Annotated in this window: 23 protein-coding genes; 12 read left to right on the top strand and 11 right to left on the bottom strand. The window is 38.5% G+C overall.

The annotated features are described in order from the left end of the window. Nucleotides 1-44 precede the first annotated feature (44 nt). Complete coding sequence (gene glyS / locus MTT30_RS04980) at nucleotides 45-2063, top strand: glycine--tRNA ligase subunit beta (protein WP_429801192.1); 2019 nt, start codon at nucleotides 45-47, stop codon at nucleotides 2061-2063. A gap of 58 nt (nucleotides 2064-2121) precedes the next feature. Here glyS and MTT30_RS04975 read toward each other — a convergent pair whose 3' ends face one another. The 6 genes from MTT30_RS04975 to alaS all read right to left on the bottom strand — a co-directional run bounded on the left by MTT30_RS04975 (nucleotide 2122) and on the right by alaS (nucleotide 9585). After that, nucleotides 2122-3693 (bottom strand): phosphoethanolamine transferase, encoded by a 1572-nt coding sequence (locus MTT30_RS04975; protein ID WP_429801191.1) that lies wholly within the window; start codon nucleotides 3691-3693, stop codon nucleotides 2122-2124. 75 nt (nucleotides 3694-3768) lie between these two features. Continuing rightward, entirely contained in the window at nucleotides 3769-4056 is a 288-nt protein-coding gene (locus MTT30_RS04970; RefSeq protein WP_429801190.1) for a ComEA family DNA-binding protein, read from the bottom strand. Between the two features lie 9 nt (nucleotides 4057-4065). After that, on the bottom strand, nucleotides 4066-5994 hold the full coding sequence (locus MTT30_RS04965; protein ID WP_429801189.1) for a transglycosylase domain-containing protein: 1929 nt from the start codon (nucleotides 5992-5994) through the stop codon (nucleotides 4066-4068). Continuing rightward, on the bottom strand, nucleotides 5991-6533 hold the full coding sequence (gene maf / locus MTT30_RS04960) for a septum formation inhibitor Maf (protein ID WP_429801188.1): 543 nt from the start codon (nucleotides 6531-6533) through the stop codon (nucleotides 5991-5993). Before maf ends, MTT30_RS04965 begins: the two co-directional genes overlap by 4 nt. After that, nucleotides 6530-7030 carry a 3-isopropylmalate dehydratase gene (locus MTT30_RS04955; RefSeq protein WP_429801187.1) on the bottom strand — a complete coding sequence of 167 codons (501 nt, stop codon included), beginning with the start codon at nucleotides 7028-7030 and terminating at the stop codon, nucleotides 6530-6532. The genes maf and MTT30_RS04955 overlap by 4 nt, the downstream gene beginning before the upstream one ends. After that, complete coding sequence (gene alaS, locus MTT30_RS04950) at nucleotides 7027-9585, bottom strand: alanine--tRNA ligase (RefSeq protein WP_429801186.1); 2559 nt, start codon at nucleotides 9583-9585, stop codon at nucleotides 7027-7029. Before alaS ends, MTT30_RS04955 begins: the two co-directional genes overlap by 4 nt. Before the next feature lie 167 nt (nucleotides 9586-9752). Here alaS and MTT30_RS04945 point away from each other — a divergent pair, with 167 nt between their 5' ends. Genes MTT30_RS04945 through MTT30_RS04935 form a run of 3 tightly spaced genes read left to right on the top strand, consistent with a single transcriptional unit; the run spans nucleotide 9753 to nucleotide 12086 of the window. Next, nucleotides 9753-10622, top strand: coding sequence for a Gfo/Idh/MocA family protein (locus MTT30_RS04945; protein ID WP_429801185.1), 870 nt, complete (start codon nucleotides 9753-9755; stop codon nucleotides 10620-10622). After that, nucleotides 10622-11575, top strand: a complete 954-nt coding sequence (gene hemH, locus MTT30_RS04940) for a ferrochelatase (RefSeq protein WP_429801184.1) — start codon at nucleotides 10622-10624, stop codon at nucleotides 11573-11575. The genes MTT30_RS04945 and hemH overlap by 1 nt, the downstream gene beginning before the upstream one ends. Before the next feature lie 49 nt (nucleotides 11576-11624). After that, nucleotides 11625-12086: a response regulator gene (locus MTT30_RS04935; RefSeq protein ID WP_084109308.1), complete on the top strand. Its 462-nt coding sequence runs from the start codon at nucleotides 11625-11627 to the stop codon at nucleotides 12084-12086. A gap of 53 nt (nucleotides 12087-12139) precedes the next feature. Here MTT30_RS04935 and MTT30_RS04930 read toward each other — a convergent pair whose 3' ends face one another. Genes MTT30_RS04930 through MTT30_RS04915 form a run of 4 tightly spaced genes read right to left on the bottom strand, consistent with a single transcriptional unit; the run spans nucleotide 12140 to nucleotide 15780 of the window. Further along, nucleotides 12140-12607 (bottom strand): phosphatidylglycerophosphatase A family protein, encoded by a 468-nt coding sequence (locus MTT30_RS04930; protein WP_103604810.1) that lies wholly within the window; start codon nucleotides 12605-12607, stop codon nucleotides 12140-12142. 8 nt (nucleotides 12608-12615) lie between these two features. After that, nucleotides 12616-13797: a sulfate adenylyltransferase gene (locus MTT30_RS04925; protein WP_429801183.1), complete on the bottom strand. Its 1182-nt coding sequence runs from the start codon at nucleotides 13795-13797 to the stop codon at nucleotides 12616-12618. Then, complete coding sequence (locus MTT30_RS04920; RefSeq protein ID WP_429801182.1) at nucleotides 13775-14665, bottom strand: response regulator; 891 nt, start codon at nucleotides 14663-14665, stop codon at nucleotides 13775-13777. Before MTT30_RS04920 ends, MTT30_RS04925 begins: the two co-directional genes overlap by 23 nt. Then, nucleotides 14662-15780: a bifunctional 2-C-methyl-D-erythritol 4-phosphate cytidylyltransferase/2-C-methyl-D-erythritol 2,4-cyclodiphosphate synthase gene (locus MTT30_RS04915; protein ID WP_429801181.1), complete on the bottom strand. Its 1119-nt coding sequence runs from the start codon at nucleotides 15778-15780 to the stop codon at nucleotides 14662-14664. The genes MTT30_RS04920 and MTT30_RS04915 overlap by 4 nt, the downstream gene beginning before the upstream one ends. 148 nt (nucleotides 15781-15928) lie before the next feature. Between MTT30_RS04915 and thiC the strand changes: the two genes are divergently transcribed. From thiC to MTT30_RS04885, 6 genes are all read left to right on the top strand, one after another. Then, entirely contained in the window at nucleotides 15929-17227 is a 1299-nt protein-coding gene (thiC, locus tag MTT30_RS04910) for a phosphomethylpyrimidine synthase ThiC (protein WP_429801180.1), read from the top strand. Continuing rightward, on the top strand, nucleotides 17221-18321 hold the full coding sequence (locus MTT30_RS04905; RefSeq protein ID WP_087577746.1) for an Mrp/NBP35 family ATP-binding protein: 1101 nt from the start codon (nucleotides 17221-17223) through the stop codon (nucleotides 18319-18321). The genes thiC and MTT30_RS04905 overlap by 7 nt, the downstream gene beginning before the upstream one ends. 138 nt (nucleotides 18322-18459) lie before the next feature. Next, entirely contained in the window at nucleotides 18460-18726 is a 267-nt protein-coding gene (locus tag MTT30_RS04900) for an ACT domain-containing protein (protein WP_087583839.1), read from the top strand. Between the two features lie 9 nt (nucleotides 18727-18735). Beyond that, nucleotides 18736-20073 carry a PFL family protein gene (locus tag MTT30_RS04895; RefSeq protein ID WP_087580664.1) on the top strand — a complete coding sequence of 446 codons (1338 nt, stop codon included), beginning with the start codon at nucleotides 18736-18738 and terminating at the stop codon, nucleotides 20071-20073. 104 nt (nucleotides 20074-20177) lie between these two features. After that, on the top strand, nucleotides 20178-20867 hold the full coding sequence (locus MTT30_RS04890; RefSeq protein WP_429801179.1) for a cytochrome-c oxidase: 690 nt from the start codon (nucleotides 20178-20180) through the stop codon (nucleotides 20865-20867). A 171-nt stretch (nucleotides 20868-21038) separates the two neighbouring features. Continuing rightward, nucleotides 21039-21491 (top strand): hypothetical protein, encoded by a 453-nt coding sequence (locus MTT30_RS04885; RefSeq protein WP_429801178.1) that lies wholly within the window; start codon nucleotides 21039-21041, stop codon nucleotides 21489-21491. A gap of 84 nt (nucleotides 21492-21575) precedes the next feature. On the opposite strand, the gene MTT30_RS04880 is transcribed toward MTT30_RS04885, so the two are convergent. After that, a complete protein-coding gene (locus MTT30_RS04880) occupies nucleotides 21576-22178 on the bottom strand; it encodes a YagU family protein (protein ID WP_084109298.1) in 603 nt (200 codons plus the stop codon). A gap of 163 nt (nucleotides 22179-22341) precedes the next feature. Here MTT30_RS04880 and MTT30_RS04875 point away from each other — a divergent pair, with 163 nt between their 5' ends. Further along, the gene (locus MTT30_RS04875) at nucleotides 22342-23541 is read left to right on the top strand and encodes a tetrahydrodipicolinate N-succinyltransferase N-terminal domain-containing protein (protein WP_429801177.1); all 1200 of its coding nucleotides are present in this window, start codon (nucleotides 22342-22344) and stop codon (nucleotides 23539-23541) included. A gap of 11 nt (nucleotides 23542-23552) precedes the next feature. Next, nucleotides 23553-24047 (top strand): hypothetical protein, encoded by a 495-nt coding sequence (locus MTT30_RS04870; RefSeq protein ID WP_429801176.1) that lies wholly within the window; start codon nucleotides 23553-23555, stop codon nucleotides 24045-24047. Nucleotides 24048-24426 lie beyond the last annotated feature (379 nt).

Below are 24426 nucleotides of genomic sequence, written 5' to 3'. Positions count from 1 at the left end.
ATGGTAAGAGAAAAAAGAGAAAATTTTAATAAAAAGAGTGAAATATGAAAGAGTTATTATTAGAAATTGGAGTCGAGGAGCTTCCAGCGATACCATTTTTAAGGGAGCTACCAAATATCAATGCTAAATGGCAGGCTGTGCTTGAAAAATATAATCTTGTAAGTCCTTTTAAATTTTATTATACGCCGTGTCGTTTGGTCTTTTTTCATGAGAAATTTCCACGATCTCAGCCTGACAGCGTGGTTAGCTTTATCGGTGCGCCAAAGCAAGTGGCACTAAAAGACGGAGCTTTCACAAAGGCAGCACTCAGCTTTGCAAATAAATGCGGCATAGATGATAGTGAGCTTAAATTTAAAGAGATAGACGGCAAAGAGGTGCTTTACTACGAAAAAGAGGTAAAAGGCGAGCCGGTTGCTAGGATAATGGGCGACATGGTCGAGGAGTTTTTAAATAGTCTTAACTTTGGCAAGTCTATGCGCTGGGGTAACGGCGAGTTTGAGTTTATCCGCCCGATAAGATCGTTTTTGTGTTTGCTTGGTGATGAGGTCATAAAATTTAATAAATTTGGCGTAGAGAGCGGTGATTCAACCTATCCACATAGAAGTATCAGCTATGACAAGATAAAAATTTCAAATATAAAAGAGTATTTTGATGGCTCAAGGGCTCGTGGTGTCGTATTTGAGGCAGGCGAGAGAGAAAAAATAATCCTTGATGAGTTTGAAAAAATTAGCCAAAAAAGCGGGCTAAAGATCGAGATCGATAAAGACTTGTTAGCTGAAGTTGTGGCGATAACCGAGTATCCAACAGCGCTTCTTGGCTCGTTTGAAGAGGAATTTTTGGAGGTGCCAAGTGAGGTAATCATTACTTCTATGAAAGAAAATCAGCGCTACTTCCCAGTCTTTAAAGATGGTAAGCTCGCAAATGGCTTTGTGGTTGTTAGCAACGCCATAACGCAGGACTACTCGCTCATCATCAAGGGCAACGAAAAGGTGCTAAGAGCAAGACTAAGTGATGCGATGTTCTTTTGGCAAAGCGACCTAGCGCACGAATTTAGCCCAGAAAAACTAAAAAATATAACTTATCTAAAAGAGCTTGGAAGTATCTACGAAAAAGAGCTTAGAGAGCTAAAAGTGGCTAAAAAGCTTGCTAGCAACTATGACGAGCTACTCAAAAAAGAAGCTGGCGAGTACGCGGCTAAGTTAGAGCGAGCCGTGATGTTAAGCAAGGCTGATCTTACAACGCAGATGGTTTATGAGTTTACCGAGCTTCAAGGTATTATGGGTGCTTACTACGCAAAGGCTAAAAAAGAGGATGAAGACGTTGTTTTGGCTATAAAAGAGCAGTATCTGCCAGACGGCGAGGAGGCGCAGTGCCCAAGCAAGGTCTTTAGTTCGGTTGTGGCGCTTTCAAATAAGCTTGATACGCTAATGGGGCTCTTTAGCATCGGCAAAATACCAAGCGGCACGAAAGACCCATACGCTCTAAGACGCGCGGCAAATGGCGTGATAAAGATCGTTTCGGCGCATAATTTGAAATTTAACGTAAAAGAAATTTTAGAAGATATCGCAAAAGACTATAAAAAATTTGATGTTGAAGTGCTTATAAATTTCATCCTTGATAGGCTTTACACTTTCTTTGACGCAAATGCTTCTATCGTAAAAGCGTGCATAAAAAGCGGCGAAAAAGACATCTTGGAGCTAACTAAGATGATAGAGGCACTTGCTAAAATTTCTAGCGAGCCAAGCTTTAGAGAGAATTTCTCGACATTTAAACGCCTTGCAAACATCATAAAAGATGATAAATTTAGTAAGGTTGATGAGGGTCTCTTTGAGATAGATGCTGAAAAGGCCTTAAATGACGCGTTTAAAGCGGTTGATAAGAGCCTAGCGTATGAGCCAAAGCTAAAAGTTCTATTTGCTCTAAAACCGCAGATCGATGAGTTTTTTGACAAAGTTATGATAAATGTTGAAAATGAGAAAGTGCGAAATAATCGCATCGCGATCATCGGTCAAATTTATAGCGAGATACTAAAAGTAGCTGATATAAAAGAGATCAGCTTTTAAATTTGCGCCAGCTTCAGGCTCTTGCCTAGGCTGGCTTTTTAAAATTTATATTCTAAAACTACCTAAAAATATCGAATTCTGGCTCATAAGCCCTAGTTTTTATTCCAAAATATCCAAGAACTGAGCTAAATATAAAATCATGCGAAAGACTTTCATTTTTTCTAATTTTTAGCCTTTTTAAAAGATCATTATTACTTGAAAAGACGATGGCTGGGATGTGTTTTTGCTCATCTGGAGCGATGGAGTAAGGCAGACCATGTAAATATATGCCGTTTTCGCCTAGGCTCTCTCCGTGATCTGAGAAAAAGAACATGGTGACTTCAAATTCATCTTTTCTTGCTTCAAGGGCGTTTATCAGCTCACTTTGTAGATAGTCCTCATATAAAATGGTGTTGTCGTAGGTATTTGCTATCTCATCCGGTGTGCATTTATTTAGCTCGGCAGTGTCGCAGGTTGGAGTGAATTTTTTAAATTTACTTGGGTAGCCTTTGTAGTAGATAGGGCCGTGTGAGCCTTGTAGGTGTAACACGATAAAGGTAGTAGAATTTGTATCTTCTATGACCTTTTTGGCCTCATCAAATATCACTTCATCAAAGCCTTCTGCTCTATGATCTGAAGTATGGTTTTGATCAAGATTATCGCAAACACCCTTGCAACCGCCGCTATTGTTGCCAAAAAAGTATGTTTTTATGCCAAGTTTATTGATGATATCAACTAAATTTTCATGAGCTTTTGCTTCGCGGTTGCTAAAATCTTCTCGCTTTAAGTCTGAAAATAGGCAAGGCACACTAGTCTCTGTGGCTGTTCCACATGAGTAGAAATTTGTAAAACTTACCACATCTTTTTGTTTAGTAAATTTATTCGTATCGTTTTTGGCGTAGCCATTTAGTGAGTAGTTTTTGCTCCTTTGCGTCTCGCCAACTATCAAAACTAAAATTTTCTTTTTATCATCAGCTAGTACCGCATCATCTGCTACATAAGTAAAAGGTAGTGGTTTTTGTGTGATCGATTTTACTAGTTTTACAGCTGAATAGATGGGATAGTATGGGAGCAATGCGGTTCTTAAATTCGAGTGTTCTCTAAAAAATGGTATAAAAATTTTAGACGTTAATGAAAATATGATAGCTATCACAACTATAGAAAATGAGATAATTTTTACTCTTGATTTAAACTCGCTTTTGAAACTACCATAGTTAATTTTTACAAATACCACATATGCACAAGGTAAGATGGTTGTAAAAATTATCCAAAAAACTAAACCTGTGCTAAAGTAACTAAAGGCTTCTTTGGTGTCGGTGTGTAGGACGTTTAATAACATATCTTTATATATAATAACACCATATACTTGCATAAAGTAAGCAGATATGCCACTTGCTAAAATCAAAATAATTGCAACTGGCTTTAGCAAAAAAGGTAAAAATAAAATACAAAAAATACTAGCGAAAACTAAGATAAAGACAATTGCAAATATAAGAAAAAAGAATATAGAAAAAGAGAGTTGATTATTTTGTAGAAAGCCTGAAAGAACGCCTTTGTATAAAAATATATAATTTATAAAAAATATGTAAGCAGTAAATAAAATCAGAAACTTTAAAAAACTGATACTTTTAAATTTATTAATATTTAGCACTTTTCAGCCTTTATAAAAAGCCATAATAATAGGACTCAAATGTAAATGGCTAGAAATTTCAAATAAAAAATAAGATTATTTTTTCTTGCCTTTGGAGTTTTTTGCTTCAGTTTTTTTGGCTTTTGCATTCTCTTTTATGCTAAGTTTTTCTTTAACTTTTTGCATATCGTTAAAGCCAATACCTTGGACTCTTTCAAGCTCATCGATGCTTTTAAATTTATGGGCTTTTCTATATTTTATAATGTTTAACGCCTGGCCTTTACTTAGCCCAAGCCCCATTAACTCGTTTTTGCTGGCTGTATTTAGATTAGCGCCATATGTAATACTTGCGACTACTAAACAAAGTAAAATTTTAATCCTCATCTTGTCTTCCTAAAATAATAATCCATCATTTTCTTGATCTTGTATGATGTCATTTGCCGGTATATTTTGAGGTAGTGGTGAGTCGTTTGTGTAGTATTCGTCACTGCCACCATAATAGCCTTTATAAACACCATCTGGCTGCTCAAATGCACGTCTTAAAGTAGGATAAAGCTTAATGTAGCCTTCCATAAATTTCTTAAACACAGGTGCGGCTGTTCTACCACCACCCTCAATCTTTTTCATAGGACTGTTGTCGTCATTTCCGTACCAGATTATCGCTTCGATGTCAGGCGAGTAGCCACAAAACCAAGCATCGATGTTATTATTTGTTGTGCCGGTTTTGCCTGCTATTTGGATGCCGTTTATTTTAGCGTTGCGTCCAGTGCCGTTATTTACGACATTTTGAAGAAGTGTCGTCATTAAAAATGCTTGTTCCGGTTTTAGCACTTGCTTTCTTTGTGGTTCATAGTCCATCGAAGCCCCAAAGCTATTTTCTATATGCTTAATAAGTGTTGGCTCAACCATCTCGCCCTCATTTGGAAACATTGAGTAAAATTTTGCAAAATCAAGTGGCGAAATCCCAAAACTTCCAAGTGCGATAGATAAATTTTCTGGGATATCGTTAAAGCCCATATCCGTAAGCTGTTTACGAACCGAGCTAAGACCAAGATCGTTTAGCAAATTTATGGTTGCGAGGTTACGCGACTGGGTTATTGCTGATTTTATAGTGATATATCCTTGGAAGCCACCACTATAATTCTTTGGCGTCCACTCTTTGCCATTTCCCATGTCAAATGTCCTGGCGATATCAGCCACTTGAGAAACGACTGAGTAGCCACTATCAAGTGCTATTTGATAGATAAATGGCTTAAAGCTAGATCCTGGCTGGCGCTTACTTTGAGTGGCACGGTTATAGCTACTTTTTGCGTAGTCAATACCGCCAATTAGTGCTAAAATTTGACCACTTTGTGGATGAGTGACTACTATAGCTCCATTTAGGATTTCTGTATTTGCTTTTTTATCGCGCTTTAAAATTTCATTGTAGCCATAGACTAGAGCTTCTTGAGCGATCTTTTGAACATTTAGATCAACTGTGCTTTGTATCTTATAGCCGCCAGTTTTTATATCGTCAAATTTTTTAGAGGCCTCTTTTATTATCTCATCGACTACGTAAGGGGCTTTGTTTCTTGTGAGTGTATCATCAAAGACTGCTGGCTCTTCAAGCACGCCTTTGCGGTACTCATCCTCATTTATCCAGCCGATGCTATACATTCTCTCAAGTACTCTATTTGCACGGCTAAGCGAGAGATCAAGGTGCTTTGTAGGATCATAGGTGCTTGGCGCTTTTGGCAAGCCAACTAGCATGGCAACTTCTTTTATGCTTAGCTCATTTAGCTCTTTTCTAAAATATCCCTCAGCTGCTGTTTTTATACCGTAGTAGCCATGTCCAAAATAGACGTGATTTAGGTATCTTTCGATGATATCTTCTTTGCTAAGCTCGCTTTCAAGCTTCATGGCAAGCACGATCTCTTTTATCTTTCTTGTAAATTTCTTCTCACGGCTTAGAGCCAAATTTTTAATGAGCTGTTGTGTTAGTGTTGAAGCACCCTCGACCAGCTTTCTAGCTTTAATATCTTTTATGGCAGCTCTTGCCATGGCTTCTACGTTTATACCGCCATGCTCAAAGTAGCTCGTATCCTCGATAGCCACTAGTGCTTCGATGACACGTGGTGGGATGTCGTTATACTTTACATAAATTCTATTTTCTTCAAAGATATTTGCGATGAGCTCGTTATTTCTATCAAAAATTTGCGTTGTAAGCTTTGGTTTATAATCAATAATAGCGTAAGCATCAAATCTAACTTGCGAATAAAAATATAAAAATGCTCCGCCAAGCGAAATGGCAACTATAAAGATAAATGCCAAGATATATTTCATAAAAATGCCTTTAATATTTTTAAATTTAGTCCCATGGCCGTGCTAGTTTCGCCGTGTTGGGAGATGATGTATTTTTTATTAAAATTTTCTATCGTCATGGCTCCAGCCTTGCCTTGCCACTCATTATTTTTTATGTATTCATTAAGGTCATGCTCGTCAAATTTTTTAAATTTATACGTAGTCCTACTTACGTTTATAAGCTCAAATTCGCCTAAAAATATCATCGCCGTATAGACGCTGCATTCGTTACCGCTTTGTAAATTTAGCATGGCAATCGCTTCTTTTTCGTCCTTTGCTTTACCTAAAATTTTATCCCCACACGCTACACAGCTATCTGCAAAGAGTAAATTTTTAAGACCTATATTTTCTTTTAAAAATTGCTCTTTTTTAGCTTTTACGACATTTTGAACATAAATTTCAGGCTTTACGTTCTTTTCTGTCTTGCTCTCATCAAACTGGAAAAAAATTTGAGTGAAATTTATACCAGCATCTTTTAATAAATTTGCCCTTGTTGGCGAGCTTGAAGCGAGCGTTATCATAAAAATACCTTATAGCTTATACCAAGATAAATAGCTGCTAGGGAAGCTAATAAATTTAATGGTGTGAAGTAATAAATTATAACGATCAAGCTCTCGTTTAGCTCGATCATTTCATGCGATCTTAGTGCTTTTAAGGCCTTTTTGTATCTATAAAATATATAGCTTAAATTTAATAGCAAAAATAGTTCTATTGCGCATTTTGTTGCCACCATTGCACTTGCCATAGGATTTGTCAAATTTGCATCATAAAATCCAAAAATTATAACCACACTTGTCGCTATCACGCAAAGGATTAATATGAAAATCGCAATGCCAAAGCGTCTTATAATGCGAAGTAAGATGTGATAGCGTTCCTTGTCTTCAAATTTATTTTTTATAAAGTAACTTCCAACAAGCACAAGACCGGCTTGTAGCCCCACAAAAAGAGCTACAAAGCATACATGCAAAAATAGTACTACTTGGTCAAATTTTATAAAAGCTATATCGTAATGACTCATTTTTCTAAGGCTTGCCTTGCGTACTCAAGTGAGTCTTTTATCGCATCTTCTATCATCGATGCATCTTTGCCACCGGCTGTTGCAAAGTCATCTTTACCACCGCCATTGCCACCTAGGATTTGTGCTGTAAATTTTACCCAAGCACCTGCCTTTAAAGGAGCATTTTTGACTCCAGCTGCAAGAGAAATTTTGCCACTCTCATCGGCTTGGATTAGCAAAATAGCAGCACTTTCATGCTCATTTTTAAACTCATCTATCAAGGTTTTTATATCTCCACCATCTACGCTTGTGACGCAAAGCTTGGTTTTATTTATGTCTAAATAGACTAGCTCATGAGAATTTTTAGCATTTTTTAGTTTATCTTTTAAAACTCTTAATTCATTTTTTAGCTTTTTGACCGCATTTAGTGGCTCGGCACTCTTTAGCTCATCTTTTAGCTCATCAATCTCAGCTCTAAATGATTTTGCTAAATTTAGCGCAGCCCTTGAGCAAACAGCCTCGATACGCCTAACGCCAGCACTTACGCCGCTCTCTTTTGTGATGAAAAACGATCCGATCTCGTCTATATTTTTAACGTGTGTACCACCGCAAAGCTCTTTGCTGACGTCGCCAAAGCTAACGACTCTTACATTATCAGTGTATTTTTCATTAAATAGTGCGATAGCTCCACTATTTTTAGCATCTTCAAGTTTCATAAGTTCTGTTTTTGAGTTAGCACCATTTAGTATCCACTCATTTACCAAATTTTCGACCTTTGAAATTTCTTCGCTAGTAAGTGCTTTTGGATGAGAGAAGTCAAACCTTAGCCTATCTGCTTCTACACTTGAGCCAGCTTGAGCGATATGCGTGCCAAGCACGTTTCTAAGGGCTGCGTGAAGTAAGTGTGTGGCGCTGTGATGTCGCGCGATCTCTACTCTGTCGCTACCAACTTCAAGCTCTACCTCATCGCCAACTTTTAGTGCCACGGTAGTTTTTACTAAAGATAAATTTAGCCCATGAAATTTTTGTGTATCAAGCACATTTGCTTTGCCTACTATCTTACCGCTATCACCGCACTGGCCGCCACTTTGAGCGTAAAATGGAGTGACATCAAACATCACCCAGCCCTCTTTGCCAGTGTCCAGGCTATCTACATTTTTAAATTCTTCATCAAGCAGGGCTAAAATTTTACTTTTACTCTTAAGCTCTTCGTAGCCTATAAATTTATTCTCGCCAAATTTCTCAAGCAGCTCTTTAAAATCACCCTTCGCGCTCTTGTCGCCACTGCCTTTCCAAGCAGCTTTTGCGCGTGCTTTTTGCTCGCTCATAAGCTCGTCAAACCTTGCCTCATCGACCTTTAAGCCCTTTTCTCTAAGCATATCAGCTGTTAGGTCAAGTGGGAAACCAAATGTGTCATAAAGCTTAAACGCAGCCCCTCCACTAAAAATTTCTTTTGTATTTTTAAGCTCACTCTCAAATAGCTCCAAGCCACTAGCGATTGTCGCCAAAAATCTCTCTTCTTCAAGCTTTATCTGCTCTTTTACGGCCGCTTTTTTCTCATTTAAATAGGTGTAGTGCTCGCCCATTAGTTCGCAAACTTTATCAACAAGCTTATACATAAATGGCTCTTTTATGCCTAGCAAGTATCCATGGCGGATCGCACGGCGTAAGATGCGGCGAAGCACGTAGCCACGGCCTTCTTTGTCAAATGTTGTACCTTGAGCTAGCAAAAATGTGACCGAGCGGATGTGATCGCTTATTACGCGGTAACTAGCGCCACTTTCATAGACGTATGGCTTGCCGCAAAGCTTTGCCACTTCGTTAATTAGCGGCATAAAAAGTGTGCTGTCGTAGTTGCTAAATTTACCTTGCAAGATAGCGGTAACGCGCTCAAGTCCCATGCCGGTATCTATGCTTGGCTTTGGTAGCGGGCTTAACTTGCCATCAGCGCTTCTTTCATACTGCATGAAAACAAGATTCCAAATCTCTAAAAATCTATCGCCATCGCCGCCCATGTAATCTTCAGGCGTGTTAAAGTGTTCGGCCCCTTGATCGTAAAAAATTTCACTGCAAGGGCCACATGGTCCAGTATCGCCCATCTGCCAGAAGTTATCATGGTCGCCAAAGCGGTAAATTCTCTCTTTTGCGATGTGTGAGCTCCAAATTTCAAATGCCTCATCATCAGTCTCATGCACTGTGACGTAGAGCTTATCTTTTGGTAGTTTTAGTACTTCTGTTACAAATTCCCAAGCGTAAGAGATCGCCTCTTTTTTGAAGTATTCACCAAAGCTAAAGTTGCCCAGCATCTCAAAAAATGTGTGGTGGCGCGCTGTGTAGCCGACGTTATCAAGATCGTTGTGCTTACCGCCAGCTCTTATGCAGGTCTGACAGCTAGTGCGGATAGGTGGTGTTGGGCGTGGCACTTCGCCTGTGAAAATGCTCTTAAACGGCACCATACCGGCGTTTGTGAAAAGTAGTGTTGCATCGTTTGGCACGAGTGGTGCTGAAGCTACTACTTCGTGACCTTTTGATTTAAAAAAATCAAGATATGCCTTTCTTATATCTAAATTTTGCATTTTTATCCTCGTTAGTTTTAAATTTTGCTCGATTTTAGCTAAAAATCGTTTGTAAATTTATAAAAAAACACAAAATTAATTTTTGCTTAATATATTTTATAAATTTATTTGTTTAAAAGCGATTTGCAATTAAAATAGCCTAAAAATTTATAACTAAAAGGTCTTTAGTGAAACTCAGAATTGGCATTGTTGGATACAATCTAGTTGGCAAGCGGCACTATATGGAGCTGAGGCGTTCTGACAAATTTGAAGTTTGTGGAGTTTTTGATAAAGAAAATAGAGATGATGCTTGCAGAGCTCCGTTTTTTGATGAGTTTAAGAAATTTATAGAAGTAGCCCAGCCACAAGCTGTCGTACTTTGTTTGCCTCAACATGAGATCGTAGAGGCCTTTTGCCAGTGTGCAAAATATTGCCAAAATATCTTGATTTCAAGACCGATATTTAAAAGTGTGAGCGAGCTAAAAGAGATAAAATATGCTTCAGTGGTAAATAAAGTAAGAGTTTGTACTGGCGTTGATGAGCGCTTTAATCCGACCATCGTTTCATTAAAAAAGGCACTTTTAAAAGAAGAAGAAATTTATAGCATTTCAATTGCGCATTTTAGACCACTTTGCGAGGGAAATATTATAAACGAGCTTTCACTTTGCGATATAGACCTTGCGAAAAATTTAGTAGATAGTGAAATTTGTAGCTTTTTTTATACTCAGGCAAATAAAACAAATACGAAAATATGCGACAATGTTGGAATAAACATTAAAATGAAAAATCAAATTTTGGTGAGTATTACTGATTCTTTTTGTGGCTCTTTAGAGCGTTTTAAAATAGAAGTAAATGCCAAAGAAGGTGTTTATTTTGGCGATCTTATTGATTACAAACTTCACAGAGTAAATGAAAATGGTCAGATGAATTTAAAAACCGATCCTTTAAACAATGAAATAAAAGCCCAATATGATGCCTTTTATGACCTTTGTCAAAGCGGCGAAAACATCGAACTTTCAAACATTGATGACGCGATAAAAATTAAGGAGCTGTTTTGATGAAAAAGGCACTTTTGCTTTTAAATATGGGTGGGGCAAATAGCCTTGCTGATGTAGAAATTTTTCTAAAAAATATGTTTAATGACCCTTATATTTTGGGTATAAAGAATAAATTTTTAAGAAAATTTGTAGCTTTTATGATCACAAAAGGTAGGCTAAAAACGGCTAAGCATAACTACGAACAAATAGGTGGTAAATCGCCTATTTGCGAGCTTACAGCTAAGCTTTGCGATAAAATTTCAAGCTTACAAAATGAGTTTGATGCAGTTGATTTTGCGATGAACTATACTTCACCATTTGTAAAAGATGTGCTTAAAAAATACGAAAATTTTGATGAGATAGTGCTTTTGCCACTTTATCCTCATCATTCACAAACTACAATAACTTCGAGTTTAGATGATTTTAAAAAAGCAAAAGATGAGTTAGGAGTAAAGGCTAAAATTCTGCTTTGTGGACCATTTTATGATGATGAAATTTACAACAAAATCATAATCTCGCACATAAATGAAGCCATAAATAATATAGATGTAAGCGATGTGGAGCTTATCTTTTCGGCTCATTCGTTGCCTCAAAAAATTATCGATAAAGGCGATGTCTACGAAAAGCACATAAATGAGCATGTGCAAATTTTAAGCAAAATGATAAAAGATAGTGGATTAAACTTCAAAGGGATAAATTTAGCCTACCAATCGCGCCTTGGCCCTGTAAAATGGCTAGAGCCCTCACTAAATGAAATTTTGGCAAAGTGTAAGAGTAAAAAGGCTCTTATCTATCCGCTCTCTTTTTGTATAGATAACTCTGAGACCATTTTTGAGCTAGTTATTGAGTATGCAAAGATCGCAAAAGAGCTAAATTTTAGCTTCTACAAGGTTGTTTGGTGCCCAAATTTTAGTGATGAGTTTGCTAGTTTTATCTTACAAAAAGCAAAAACAGCCAAAGAGATTAACTTTTAGGAATAAATCTTGCTTATAAAATATATCTCAATACAGTAAAAGGAGATATATGAAGGTACAAAATAACGACATAATCGATTATTTATTGCAATCAGGCTCAAGCAAAACTAAGGATAAAAAAAATAGTTTTGATGAAATTTTAAGCCTTGCTATGGATAAGATCGCAAGCGATGCAAAAATTTCAGATAAGATTGAACAGTTTAAAAAAAGACTTACTGAAATTGGCGCAGTTGGTTTTATAAGTGAGCTAAATTCTAACAAGATAGAAGAGAAAATAGCCCAAAAGAAAAAGGAGCTAACAGAACTTCTAGGCATAGATGATCCCGCAAAAACACAGGATCAAAAAAATGAGCTGCTTAAAATAATGGATAAAATTTTAAGTGATTATCGCAAAGAGCTAAATGTAGCACTTGCTAATCAAGCTCTGCTAGAGAAGCAAAAAAATCTTAATAGTAAGAATAGTAGCTCGGTTAATTTAAGTTCTGTTTTAAATGAGCTAGGACTTGCTTAAAATTTATATAAAAGATATTTAAGCCTATATAACTTTGCCAAAAATCTATATTTTTACGGCAAAGTTATGCCAAATTTTATAGCAGCCCCGTATATTATTGCGCTAATTAATCCAGCAAAAAAGCCAGCTACCATATCATCGCCCATTACACCAAGGCCACCTTTTACATTGCGATCGATCCCACCTATTATCGAAGGCTTTTTAATATCAAGCACTCTAAAAAGCACAAGCGAGAGTATTAGCTGAGAGATCGTAGCTCCACTAATGGCAATAGCAAGCCAAACTCCAGCAACTTCGTCTATAACGATAAAACTTTCATCGTGAGAATTTACCTTTTTTTCAAAATCATCTATAACGCTAATGCTTACCAAAAATAGCAAAATACTAGCTAGAAAAAGCGTGGTTGATGATAAAAAATAAAGCACAAAATAAGCTACCACAGCGCCAGCGATAGAACCCCAAGTGCCAGGTGCTTTTGGCAAAAGTCCAAATCCAAAAAAAGTCAAAAATAGTTTTTGCATAAATTTCCTTAAGTCATCGATGATGTTTGATAAAGCTTCATAAGCTCTTCGTAAAAATCGCGGTCAGTTTTGTTTTCAAGTAGTCCTGAATTTACAAAAAGATCATCACAAAGCTTTTGCACGTCTTTGAAGCGATTTGTAAAGAGTTTGCTTAAAATCAGTGCAGAAATTTCTGGCCTCACAAGAATTGCTGGAGGCATAATGCCGTTAAATAGCAGCTCCTTGATAACATCTGGATGATATTTGATCTGATGATGTTGTCCGTGCGGGCAACTTTTGGTGCTAACTAGTGTCTTGCATTTATTGCAATAAACTAGCTCTGGCAGCACGATTATCTCTAAATTTAGGTCGTTTTTATAAATATCAAGAATCGTATGAGCTTCATTGTGATCAAAAAACATTCCAATCCCTGAGTGGTTTTGCCCGATGACTAGCTTATTTGCCCCAAATCTTGAAGCAGCAATACACTCAAGTGTTGGGTTTGCATGTGAGCTAAAAAGAGTTGTGTTTTTTAAAGCAAAGACAAAGACCTTTTTTGTCGGCAAATAATTTTGTATAAAATAATCTAGCACTTGCTTTCTAATCTCGTAATCAACATGCTTTTCTTCACGTGTTCGTATTAAAAAAATGATTACTAAATCAGCCTTGTCAATAGTCATTCTAACAAGGCGCTCGTGAGCTCTATTGAATGGATCAGCCGTTAAAAAGACCGCCGTTATCTTTTTTGCACCATCTTCTTTTATTAGATCATTTAGTGCATTTTTGCTTATTTGCATACTTTCATCATAAAGCTCAAATTCGCCACTGATGCCGTACTTGCCTAAATTTAGCTCTTTATCGTTGCTGGCTTCATTTGCTAAAAATATATTTTTAGCTCTCATGCTCTCGTCAAATTTAAAGACCTTGGCAACATTGATGTGTCCAACGATCTTACCATCAAGATTTAGATTTACCTTTTGTCCAGGAGCAAGCTTACTAGTAATATTTTGATTTAGCTCGCCAAATGGAGCAAATCCAAAAGAATACGGCATCGGCTCGCCATTAAAATAGCCTTTTTTGCTCACCTCTTTTATCTGTTCATCGTCCATCAACGAGTCGTAATCTGAGAGAATTTTATTTTTTATTAGCTCCAAAGCACCAAAAACTTCGGTATTTATAGAAATTTCACTATTTTTTCTTGCTGACGTCATATTTCTTTCTCTTTTCCCAAAGTGATTTTCTAGAAATTCCAAGCTTCTTGCTAAGTTCTGTATCAGGGAATTTATCTTGATAATTAACGATTACGTACTTTATATATTCATCGATCGTAACGATCTCATCGATATTGAAATTTTTATCGCGTCCTGAAAGCTCAAGCTCGTCAAATGGTGCTTTTTGTGCAAAATCGCTAGTTGATATCGCGACTTTTTTCTTTTTGCAAATTTCTAAAATTTTCTCTTTTTCTTCTTGTTTTAGCTCCTCTAAATTTGTCATATAGATTAGCTCATCACTATTTTTGGCTAGTGCCTTTTCAAGCTCAGAGAAACAGGCTTTGCCTAAAAATAAAAATGGTAATTTGCAAGCTTTTACGTAGCTAAATATAAATTTATCGCTGTATCCGCTTTTGCTTGATTTTAAAAGCAGTGGAAATTTTATCTTTTTTGCTTCAAAGCTAGAAATTTCATACTCTTTTAAAGCGTAATTTACATAGCTTTCGTAATTTTTGATCTCGTTTTTGAAATTTCTAAATTCCTCAAAATGCTTTATCTTTCTAACTAGCTCTTCTATCATAAATGGCTTTTGGATGTAATCCACCGCGCCCGCTTGTATCGGTTTTAGCACGGTGTCGCTGTTGATGTAGGCGATGAGTAAGATGATGATAGAGCTTTTAAATTTCTCTATGACTGGGTAGAAGTCTTGCCCAGGAAGTGTAGTAGAAAGTAACACTACGTCAAAATTTTCAAATTTCAAAGCCTCTTTGACGCTCTTTGCGATCTCGCAGTCGTAGCCAAAGTCAGCTAGTTTGCTAGCCATCGAGCCAGCTAGGTAAATTTCATTTTCTACTATTAAAATTTTCATATTTGTGTCCAGTTGTAAAATTTAAGGCTAGCACTTGCCATGACAGCGATCCCTTCGCATCTGCCGACAAAGCCAAGTCCTTCAGTCGTCGTCGCCTTTACATTTATGCGGCTCTGGCTTAAATTTAGAGCCTGCGCGATGTTTGCCTCCATTTTTGATTTTAGTTTTGAAAGTTTTGGCTTTTGCGCCATTATCGTGATATCAGCGTTTGTTAGCACAAAGCCCACACTTTGCACCCTTTTATAAGCTTCCTCAAGCAAGTAAATGGAGCTAATATCTTTAAATTTGGCATCCGTATCAGGAAAAAGCTCGCCTATGTCGCCAAGCCCAGCAGCTCCCAAGATAGCATCCGTTAGTGCATGAAGTGCTACGTCGCCGTCGCTGTGAGCCTTTAGTCCAAACTCATAGTCGATCTTCTCGCCACAAAGAATCAAAGGACGACCTTTTTCAAACTCATGCACATCAAAGCCATTTCCCACAAAGACTTCATTTTCGGGCTCTTTTAAAGCAGAAATTTTGGCAAGATCTTCTTTGTAAGTGATCTTTCTTGCTATTTCATCGCCTAAAATTTGCCAAACGCTTGCGCCAATGGCTCTCATGGCCGAGCTATCATCTGTGTAAATTTCTCCGCTACTAAGAGCTTTTTTAAGAAGTGCTGTGCGCGAGAGCTGCGGTGTTTGGATAAGTTTTACCTTTTCTCTATCGATTGCATTTTCTCCAAGATATGCAGTGTCAGCTATCTTTAGTGCAGGAACTACACAGTCAGCCTGAGATGCAGCTTCGATGATCTTATGAAAAAGCTCGCTTGAGATACAAGGGCGAGCGATGTCACTAACTAAGACAAATTCACTATTAATCAGCTCAAGTGCGTTTTTTAGGCTATCTTGTCTAGTCTCACCGCCATTAACAAATTTAAAATTTGGAGCAAATTTAGACATATATTTGCACTCTTTACTAACGACGACAATATCTTTAAATGTGTAAAAGTTACTCAAATTTTTAGTGGCAAATAACCAAAGAGGATCACTTCCTATTCGAAGCCATTGCTTCTTTACTGGTAGCTCAAAACGACTAGAATTTCCAGCTCCAAGCATTATAAGTGATATATCAAGCAAGATAGCTCCTTTGAAAATTGTTACAGAATTATACATCTCAAAACTTCAAAATTTCTTTTTAAAAAAGTAAATTTTTAAAAGCTTATTTAGTTAGTTTAAATCAAAAAAGGACTAAAATGAGGTTTTTAAAAATCAAAAAAGGCCTTATATGAGAGATAAGACGCAGATGTATTATGCTAGGCGCGGCGAGATAACGCAGGAGATGAGCTATGTGGCAAGGATCGAAGGGCTTAGTGAAAATTTACTGATGGGTGAGGTGGCAAATGGCAGAATCATCATCCCAGCAAACGTAAATCACATAAATTTAAAACCAATGGGTATAGGCAGAAAGTTAAAGACAAAAGTCAATGCAAATATCGGTAACTCAAGCTTAAGTAGTGATATTTGTACTGAGCTTAGAAAGCTTGAAATTTGCCTCGAATTTGGCGCTGATACGGTCATGGATCTAAGCACGGACGGCGATTTGGATGCTATTAGAAGTGCGATCATCGAGCATTCAAGCGTTCCGATAGGTACGGTGCCGATGTATGAAATTTTAAAAGAGGCAAAAGAGGTTACAAATATCACAAATGAGCTTATTTTGGAAGTGTTAGAGAAGCAAGCAAAACAAGGGGTGAGTTACTTTACGATACACGCTGGCTTTTTGCGTGAGTTTTTGCCGCTTGTTAAAAAGCGAAAAATGGGCATAGTAAGCCGTGGGGGTAGCCTAAGTGCCAGCTATATGTCAAAGCTAAAGAGACAAAATCCTTTCTATGAAATTTTTGATGAAATTTTAGAAATTTGTGCAAGATATGATGTATCTCTATCGCTTGGTGACGGACTTCGCCCAGGATGTCTTTACGACGCTACGGACGAGGCGCAGCTTAGCGAGCTAAAGGTGCTTGGGGAGCTAACGCTTCGTGCGTGGGAAAAAGATGTGCAAGTGATGATAGAGGGTCCTGGTCATGTGCCATTAAGTCAAATTGAGTATAATATGAAAATTGAACAAGAGCTGTGCCATGATGCTCCATTTTACGTGCTTGGACCGCTTGTTACTGATATCGGTGCTGGATATGACCATATCACGTCAGCCATCGGTGGCACGATGGCAGCATATCACGGTGCTAGCATGCTTTGCTATGTGACGCAAAAAGAGCACCTTGGCTTGCCAAATGAAAATGACGTAAGAAAGGGAATCGTAGCTCATAAGATAGCAGCTCATGCCGCTGACGTCGCACTTGGCAAGGCTGGTGCTATAGAAAAAGACCACGCTATGAGCGATGCTAGATATGCATTTGACTGGAACAAGCAGTTTGAGCTAAGCTTTGATCCAAAAAAAGCAAGGGAGCTTCATGATGAGAGCTTGCCAGAAGAGGCGTTTAAGAGTGCTCATTTTTGTTCGATGTGTGGACCAAAATTTTGTGCATATAAAATTTCAAAAGATCTAGAAAAAGGAGAAAAATGTTAAATAAAGAAGAGGTCTTAAATAGACTAAAAGGTGTTATATATCCTGGTTTTGAAAAAGATATAGTTAGCTTTGGCTTTGTAAAAAATGTAGAAATAGGCGATAAAATTTTAATTGAAGTCGAGATAGTTAGTTCAAGCCCAGAAGTGGCAAACGAGCTAAAAACAGACATCAAACGTGTCATGGGCTCAAATGAGTATGTGCTAAATTTGATCCAGCCAAAGATACCTGAGGAGAAAAGTAACACTCAAAGTGGTAAAAATATCGCGCCACAAGTTAAAAATTTCGTAATGGTAAGCTCAGGAAAAGGTGGCGTTGGTAAATCAACCACGACTCTAAATTTAGCCATCTCAATGGCAAAACTAGGCAAAAAGGTTGGAATTTTAGACGCTGACATCTACGGACCAAATATCCCAAGAATGCTTGGCGAAGTAAATACTCAACCACAAGTCGTTGGTAACAAGCTAAAACCGATACTTAGCCATGGTGTCGAAATGATGAGTATGGGTGTTTTGATGGAAGAGGGCATGAGCCTTATCTGGCGTGGCTCAATGATCATGAAAGCGATCGAGCAGCTGCTAAAAGACGTACTTTGGAGCGAGCTTGATGTCTTGTTTCTCGACATGCCTCCAGGAACGGGCGATGCGCAGCTAACTCTAGCTCAAAGCGTGCCAGTAACGGCAGGTGTTTGCGTCACAACTCCTCAAGTGGTAGCGCTTGACGATAGCAAGCGTGCGCTTGATATGTTTGAGAAGCTTCACATCCCAATCGCTGGCGTCATTGAAAATATGAGTGGTTTCATCTGCCCAGATAATGGCAAAGAGTACGACATCTTTGGCAAAGGTACGACTGAAGAGGTAGCAAAAGCTTACAACACGCAAATTTTGGCTGAAATCCCTATCGAGCCAGCTGTTCGTGTGGGCGGCGATAATGGTAAGCCAGTTAGCTTTTACGAGCCAAACTCAGTCACTGCAAAACGCTACGAGAGTGCGGCTGCTAGACTTTGGGAAGTGATAGAAAATATAAATAGTGATGGCGGAGCTGATAACTCAGCGATCCAGCCAGTAAATGACGGCAAGAGTGCTTGCTCGAAGTAAAATTTACAAAAGATAAAATTTAGAGCAAATTTTAAAATTTGTCAATTTGAAGTTGGCTACCAAAATTTAGCTTTGCTTGATGCTTGGCTTAAATTTTGGAGCCAAAATGCAATCATTTAAAATTTAATAGGAGAAAACATGAAAGCGATCGTAACTGTAGTCGGAAAAGATAGAGTCGGCATCGTTGCTGGCGTCTCAGCAAAGCTTAGCGAGCTAGGACTAAACATAGATGATATCTCACAGACTATTTTAGATGAGTTTTTTACGATGATGGCGGTGGTTTCAAGTAATGAAAATAAGGATTTTACGGTCCTAAGAGAAGAGCTTAATAAACTTGGAGAGAGCCTTAAAGTCAAGATTAACATCCAAAGTTCCGCTATCTTTGATGCGATGCATACAATCTAAGGAAAAACAATGGACATCAAAAACGTAACCGAAACGATCTCGATGATCGAAGAGCAAAATTTTGACATCAGAACGATCACGATGGGCATTAGTTTGCTTGACTGCATCGATCCTGACATCAACAAAGCTTGCGACAAAATTTATGCAAAAATCACCACTAAAGCCAAGGACCTAGTCAAAGTGGGCAACGAAATTTCTGCTGAGCTAGGCATACCAATCGTCAATAAAAGAGTGAGCGTGACGCCTATCTCGATAATCGGCGCCGCAACGGACGCAAAAGACTACGTAATGATCGCAAAGACGCTTGATAGGGCGGCTATTGAGGTTGGTATTGATTTTATAGGTGGTTTTTCAGCTTTAGTTCAAAAGGGATATCAAAAGGGCGATGAAATTTTGATAAATTCTATCCCGCAAGCACTTTCTCAGACTTCAAAAGTATGTGCAAGTGTCAATGTCGGCTCAACAAAAACCGGCATAAATATGAGCGCGGTGCGTGATATGGGACGTATCATAAAAGAGACGGCGGCAGCTTCGGAGATGGGGTGTGCGAAGCTTGTCGTTTTTGCAAACGCAGTCGAGGACAATCCTTTCATGGCTGGTGCATTTCACGGCGTGGGCGAGGCTGATGTGGTGATAAATGTTGGCGTTTCAGGCCCTGGCGTAGTAAAAAGAGCCCTTGAAAAGGTGCGTGGCGAGAGCTTTGACGTGGTGGCTGAGACCGTTAAAAAAACGGCGTTTAAGATCACGCGTATCGGCCAGCTAGTTGGCCAAATGGCGAGCGAGCGACTTGGGGTTAAATTTGGTATCGTCGATCTATCCCTTGCTCCAACACCAGCTGTGGGCGACTCGGTGGCTCGTGTGCTTGAGGAGATGGGACTTGAGGCTGTTGGTACGCACGGCACGACTGCGGCACTCGCTCTCCTAAATGACGCAGTAAAAAAAGGTGGCGTCATGGCGTGTAATCAAGTGGGTGGCTTAAGCGGTGCGTTTATCCCAGTTTCTGAGGATGAGGGTATGATAGCGGCGGTGCGCGCGGGATCACTAAATTTAGAAAAACTTGAAGCGATGACCGCGATATGCTCGGTTGGTCTTGATATGATCGCTATACCTGCGGACACGCCAAGCGAGAGTATAGCTGCGATGATCGCTGATGAGGCGGCTATCGGCGTTATAAATCAAAAAACAACGGCCGTTCGTATCATACCATTAGGCCGTGAGGGCGATATGATCGAGTTTGGCGGCCTTTTAGGAAGAGCGCCTGTGATGAAGATAAACAAAGCCTCAAGTGCCGACTTCATCGCTCGTGGCGGACAAATTCCAGCTCCAATTCATAGTTTTAAAAACTAATCTTCGAAGTCCGCTTTAAATTTGCGGACTTTTTCTTAAATTTATCCTAATCTTTTCAACTGCTTTTAGTTAAAATAATAAAAATTTTAAGCCAAGGAGCTAAAATGAAAATTTTATCACTGCTTACGGCGCTACTTTTTACAGCGGTATGTGGCTTTGCAAATGATGGCAAAGTAAGAAGTATCGACATCTACGTCACGCCATACTACTCAGCAAATGCTGGCAAGGTGGAGTACGTAAAGGTCTATGATAAGATAGATGAGCTTTTAAAAAGTGGCAAAGAAGAGGACTTTAAAAAGGCTGAAAAGATCGTGCAAGACGCCCCACAAATGGTCTCTCCGATAACTCTTTTTGTTCTTTCAGCTCGCGCATACGATCTTGGACTTCGCGATGATGCGGTATTTTGGTTTTATGCGGCAAAAAACCGCGCGATCTTGCTAAGAGGCGTTATAGACATGGAGGGCGAGAAATTTACTGACGTGGTGGCCGCGATAGGGGCGTTTATGAAGCTTGTTGGCGACGTGGTCAATCCTTATGCATTTTGCGATATCAAAAAGCAACAAGAGATCGCTGATAAAGCGCTTGAATGGACTAAACAAAATGCCTATGAAGCGATGTTCTCGCCAGAATTTAGCTCGCCTCACGAAGATAGAAAAGCAGCCCTTGCAAAAGGCATAGAAAAGCTAGAAGCCCGCAATAAAAAAGAGAAAGATTACTTTTTAGATAAAGATAATCTTGCTAACTTTAAAGCTATGCGGAAGCAAAATGGCACTGATGAGAAATTTTGCTTCTAAATAGCGAGAAAAACTGAAAATTTGCTTGTAAATTTAGCTTTTGCTTTATGCTAAAAGGGCAAATTTATAAGCTATCTCTATTTTAGATGATAAATTTTAACTCACTACAAATCAGCTTAAATTTCGCTCTTTTTCGTAAGAGTAGCAAAACCACAAAAATGAGAATAAAAAATGACTTTAAAATTTAGCAAGCTTGAAAAAGTAGCAACGGATGAAGGTTTTATTTGGTATGCCCAGACGGAGCTAAAAAGCGAAATTTTTGGCCAAGTGCTCTTTTGCCTTATCTCGGCAAATGGGGCAGATGTGGATGATGAGACGATTTTACTTGTGCAGCGTATCGCTCAGGATATCGACCGGCACATAAAAGATGCGCTTACATTTTTACAAGATGAGCTTAAGCAAAAATGCCTTTTGAGCAAGGACGAGCTTAGAGCGCTTGATGTGCCAGTTTGCGATTTGCCGTTTGAGTCCCCACAGTGTACTTTTTATGCGCAAGATAAGCAGTGGCTGATGAGATTTGCTGAGGGTGCGCTTGATATTTGCGAACCTTTTGGTATAGGGGTGATTTTTGAAGGCAAAAAGCCACTTCGTTTAGAAAATTTAGAGCTTAGCCAGGAGTGCTAATCGCGGATAAATTTTGCTTTTAAACGGTGAGATAAATTTGGTTGCTGTTTTAGGTTTTTAGCCCAAAACAGCAGAAACTTGCACTTATGCGTTGCAGCAGCAATAATCACTTGGATCTTTTTCTTTTGTGATCCTAGCTCTTAAGTCGTGACGGATGATCTCTATCGACCAAAACCATATCATGTGGCCGACAAATTCAGATACATGCTCGTACCAAGGAAGTGTCCAAAGTGGTGGAGTAAGCCCCAAAATAGGTAGTGTGATCACGTGAACAGCGATATTTACGATAACGCCAACTAGTAAGCCTTGCCATATTGTAATCTTTGGAAATTTCTCAGCCAAAACACAATAAGCCACCGCAAAAACGATCGAAAACAATATATGCGTCATCATTACGTAGTTAAATGCATGCCCTGCAAACTCGTAAATAGCGGCATTTGGATCGGCCACTCCCAAATAATCCCTTAAAAATACATAAGGCGGATTTAAGAAATTTCTAGAGCAATCGATCGCATCGGCTGCTCTAATGGCACTCTCTGGCCCGCAAGCAGCGTTAAACATATCCATCGGACTTCTTGGAGGAAGTGGGAATTCCGCTCCCCATTTGACAAAGGCTGAGACAACACCAGCGATAAGGCCGATTAACGCAGCCAGAGCAAATCTAGGTTTTGTTACTAAATTTGACATTTAAACCCCTTCTTTAAATTTGCAAAATCTTATTGCAATTTACTTTATGATAAGATTAATCATTATTAAAAATATAAAAATATTTAAAAATTTTAATGGACTTAAAATCATAAAATTTTTAGCCATTTTTGGCTAGACTAAGAAAAAATTTAAAGGAGAATAGATGTCTAAAGAGTTTAAAGATGCAAATGAATTTAAGGAATTTTTTGAAGAATTTAGAAAAAAAGATGGCTACAAAGATCCACTTGCTTTTGGTATCGCTAGGATCGATCGTGGACAAAAAAATACAGATAAAATTTTACAAGCGACTTTTGCTGTTGTAAATTACAAAGAGAGCTTTTTAAGCGCTGCTGCTTATATTTATGCTTTGCAAAAATGTGATGTTAAGGTTGATTTTAACGACTCTGAATTTGTAGCCGATCTTACGTCAAAAGTGGTAAAAAAAGCTAGCAAGCTCTTTAGTGTCTTTGAAAAAGAGATAAGCTCTCATAAAAATGTACAAAATTTACATGCCGTAAAAATGGCATTTGATGACGATCTTAAACTAAATGAGAATAAATTTAAGCTTGTGTTTTTGTTTGATGATGCAAAACCACTTAGCGTGGAGGCCGTATATCTCAAGCTTTACTTGATATCGCTTGGTAAGGTCGCACCTAGGACGATTGTACTTGATGGAGCCTTTGGTGCGTTACCAAATGTTGCATGGACTAGCCAAAATACGCCAATTGAGCTTGAATGGCTAAGAGAAAATGAAATTTCTCTAAAGATGTTTGGCGAATATCCAGCGATCGTTAGCGTCGATAAATTCCCAAGATTTTTAAGCCATATCATTCCGGCTGATAACACGAGAATTTTAGACTCAGCTAAGGTTCGCATGGGCGCTGCCGTGTATCCTGGCACAGTCGTTATGCCTGGTGCTGCCTACATCAACTTTAACGCAGGTACAACCGGTGGCGTGATGGTTGAAGGTAGGGTCAGCAGCTCTGTCGTAGTTGGCGAGGGTAGCGACGTAGGTGGCGGAGCTAGCATACTTGGCGTGCTAAGTGGCACAAACGGGAACCCTGTAAGCATTGGCAAACACTGCTTGCTTGGCGCAAACTCAGTTACGGGCGTGCCTCTTGGCGATAACTGCATCGTGGATGCTGGCATAGCAGTGCTTGAGGGCACAAAGGTCTATATATCAGCTAGCGAGCGCGAAAAGTTAGCTAAGCTAAATCCAGAGTTTAAATTTGAAGCTGAAATTTATAAAGCACTTGAGCTTGGCGGGCTAAATGGACTTCATTTTAGACAAAATAGCCAAACAGGTCAGATCACTGCAAGTGCGAGCAAAAGGGCGATCAAGCTAAATGAGGCACTTCATTAAAAGGAGCTAGCATGAAAGTTGGCATTTTGATGTTTGATAAGCTAAATCTACTAAGCTTTGCCAAAATTTATGATTTTTTACATAAATTTGAGGATTTTAATATCAAGACTTACGCAATAAAGCCTGAGGTTGTCGATGAATTTGGCGTCAGGCTTCATCCAGAAATTTATGCTGAAAGTCTTTATGGTGTGGATATCTTAGTCGTGCCAGATGGCGTTGGAGCACTTGGATTAAGATACGATGAGATATTTTTAAGCTGGGTTAAAAGCTCAGCGAGTGCGAAATTTAAGATAGGTTTTGATCTTGGCGTGCTTATCCTTGGTGGTGCTAGATTTTTAGAAGACAGAGAGGCTTGCATAAGGGGCGGATACAAAAACGCACTTAGTGACTACTGTGATGTTAATGATGCCAAGATGTGCGAAAGTAGGGGTGTCATAAGCGTTAGTGAATTCGATGATAGAATCAAAGAACAGCTGGCAACGATACTAGGTAAAGATAAATTTTAATGGCTTTGACTCTTAAATTACGATAGAAATTTTATATTTTTAGTAAGCTTATAGCTTGTTTATAGCGCTATTTACCGCTTGTAGGTGTGCTACATTATCCACTCTGTGAAATCAAAATTTAAATTATTTCCAAGCTTTGTTATCTACTCTAAAATTTCATAATAATTTTTTCTATTTGCTTAAATAATGCTAGAGATAGAAAATGGCTTAACGCCATCTTCTCTTAAAAAGTAGTGTGCCAAAGCCATTGTTATGCATCCATTACTGTCATCATAAGGATGGATAAAAAAACTAAAGATGTGCAATAAAACTTTTTAGATATGCGTTTTCAAGGCTTTTATTAATAAAATTTTAAAAGTTCTCATCTCATCTTCTATGC

The sequence above is a fragment of the Campylobacter concisus genome, assembly GCF_050447445.1.
Classification (GTDB): Bacteria; Campylobacterota; Campylobacteria; order Campylobacterales; family Campylobacteraceae; genus Campylobacter_A; species Campylobacter_A concisus_BI.
The sequence above is the reverse complement of the archived record's forward strand: the minus strand, read 5'-3'. Positions and strand labels throughout refer to the sequence as shown.

Bases quoted from the DNA above. Each gene is read 5' to 3' on its own strand.
- MTT30_RS04925 (WP_429801183.1), bottom strand. From the start codon at position 13,797: ATGACGTCAGCAAGAAAAAATAGTGAAATTTCTATAAATACCGAAGTT.
- MTT30_RS04875 (WP_429801177.1), top strand. From the start codon at position 22,342: ATGTCTAAAGAGTTTAAAGATGCAAATGAATTTAAGGAATTTTTTGAA.
- MTT30_RS04870 (WP_429801176.1), top strand. From the start codon at position 23,553: ATGAAAGTTGGCATTTTGATGTTTGATAAGCTAAATCTACTAAGCTTT.
- MTT30_RS04900 (WP_087583839.1), top strand. From the start codon at position 18,460: ATGAAAGCGATCGTAACTGTAGTCGGAAAAGATAGAGTCGGCATCGTT.
- glyS (WP_429801192.1), top strand. From the start codon at position 45: ATGAAAGAGTTATTATTAGAAATTGGAGTCGAGGAGCTTCCAGCGATA.
- thiC (WP_429801180.1), top strand. From the start codon at position 15,929: ATGAGAGATAAGACGCAGATGTATTATGCTAGGCGCGGCGAGATAACG.
- MTT30_RS04890 (WP_429801179.1), top strand. From the start codon at position 20,178: ATGAAAATTTTATCACTGCTTACGGCGCTACTTTTTACAGCGGTATGT.
- hemH (WP_429801184.1), top strand. From the start codon at position 10,622: ATGAAAAAGGCACTTTTGCTTTTAAATATGGGTGGGGCAAATAGCCTT.
- MTT30_RS04895 (WP_087580664.1), top strand. From the start codon at position 18,736: ATGGACATCAAAAACGTAACCGAAACGATCTCGATGATCGAAGAGCAA.
- MTT30_RS04930 (WP_103604810.1), bottom strand. From the start codon at position 12,607: ATGCAAAAACTATTTTTGACTTTTTTTGGATTTGGACTTTTGCCAAAA.
- MTT30_RS04955 (WP_429801187.1), bottom strand. From the start codon at position 7,030: ATGAGTCATTACGATATAGCTTTTATAAAATTTGACCAAGTAGTACTA.
- alaS (WP_429801186.1), bottom strand. From the start codon at position 9,585: ATGCAAAATTTAGATATAAGAAAGGCATATCTTGATTTTTTTAAATCA.
- MTT30_RS04965 (WP_429801189.1), bottom strand. From the start codon at position 5,994: ATGAAATATATCTTGGCATTTATCTTTATAGTTGCCATTTCGCTTGGC.
- MTT30_RS04970 (WP_429801190.1), bottom strand. From the start codon at position 4,056: ATGAGGATTAAAATTTTACTTTGTTTAGTAGTCGCAAGTATTACATAT.
- MTT30_RS04885 (WP_429801178.1), top strand. From the start codon at position 21,039: ATGACTTTAAAATTTAGCAAGCTTGAAAAAGTAGCAACGGATGAAGGT.
- MTT30_RS04905 (WP_087577746.1), top strand. From the start codon at position 17,221: ATGTTAAATAAAGAAGAGGTCTTAAATAGACTAAAAGGTGTTATATAT.
- MTT30_RS04920 (WP_429801182.1), bottom strand. From the start codon at position 14,665: ATGAAAATTTTAATAGTAGAAAATGAAATTTACCTAGCTGGCTCGATG.
- MTT30_RS04935 (WP_084109308.1), top strand. From the start codon at position 11,625: ATGAAGGTACAAAATAACGACATAATCGATTATTTATTGCAATCAGGC.
- maf (WP_429801188.1), bottom strand. From the start codon at position 6,533: ATGATAACGCTCGCTTCAAGCTCGCCAACAAGGGCAAATTTATTAAAA.
- MTT30_RS04880 (WP_084109298.1), bottom strand. From the start codon at position 22,178: ATGTCAAATTTAGTAACAAAACCTAGATTTGCTCTGGCTGCGTTAATC.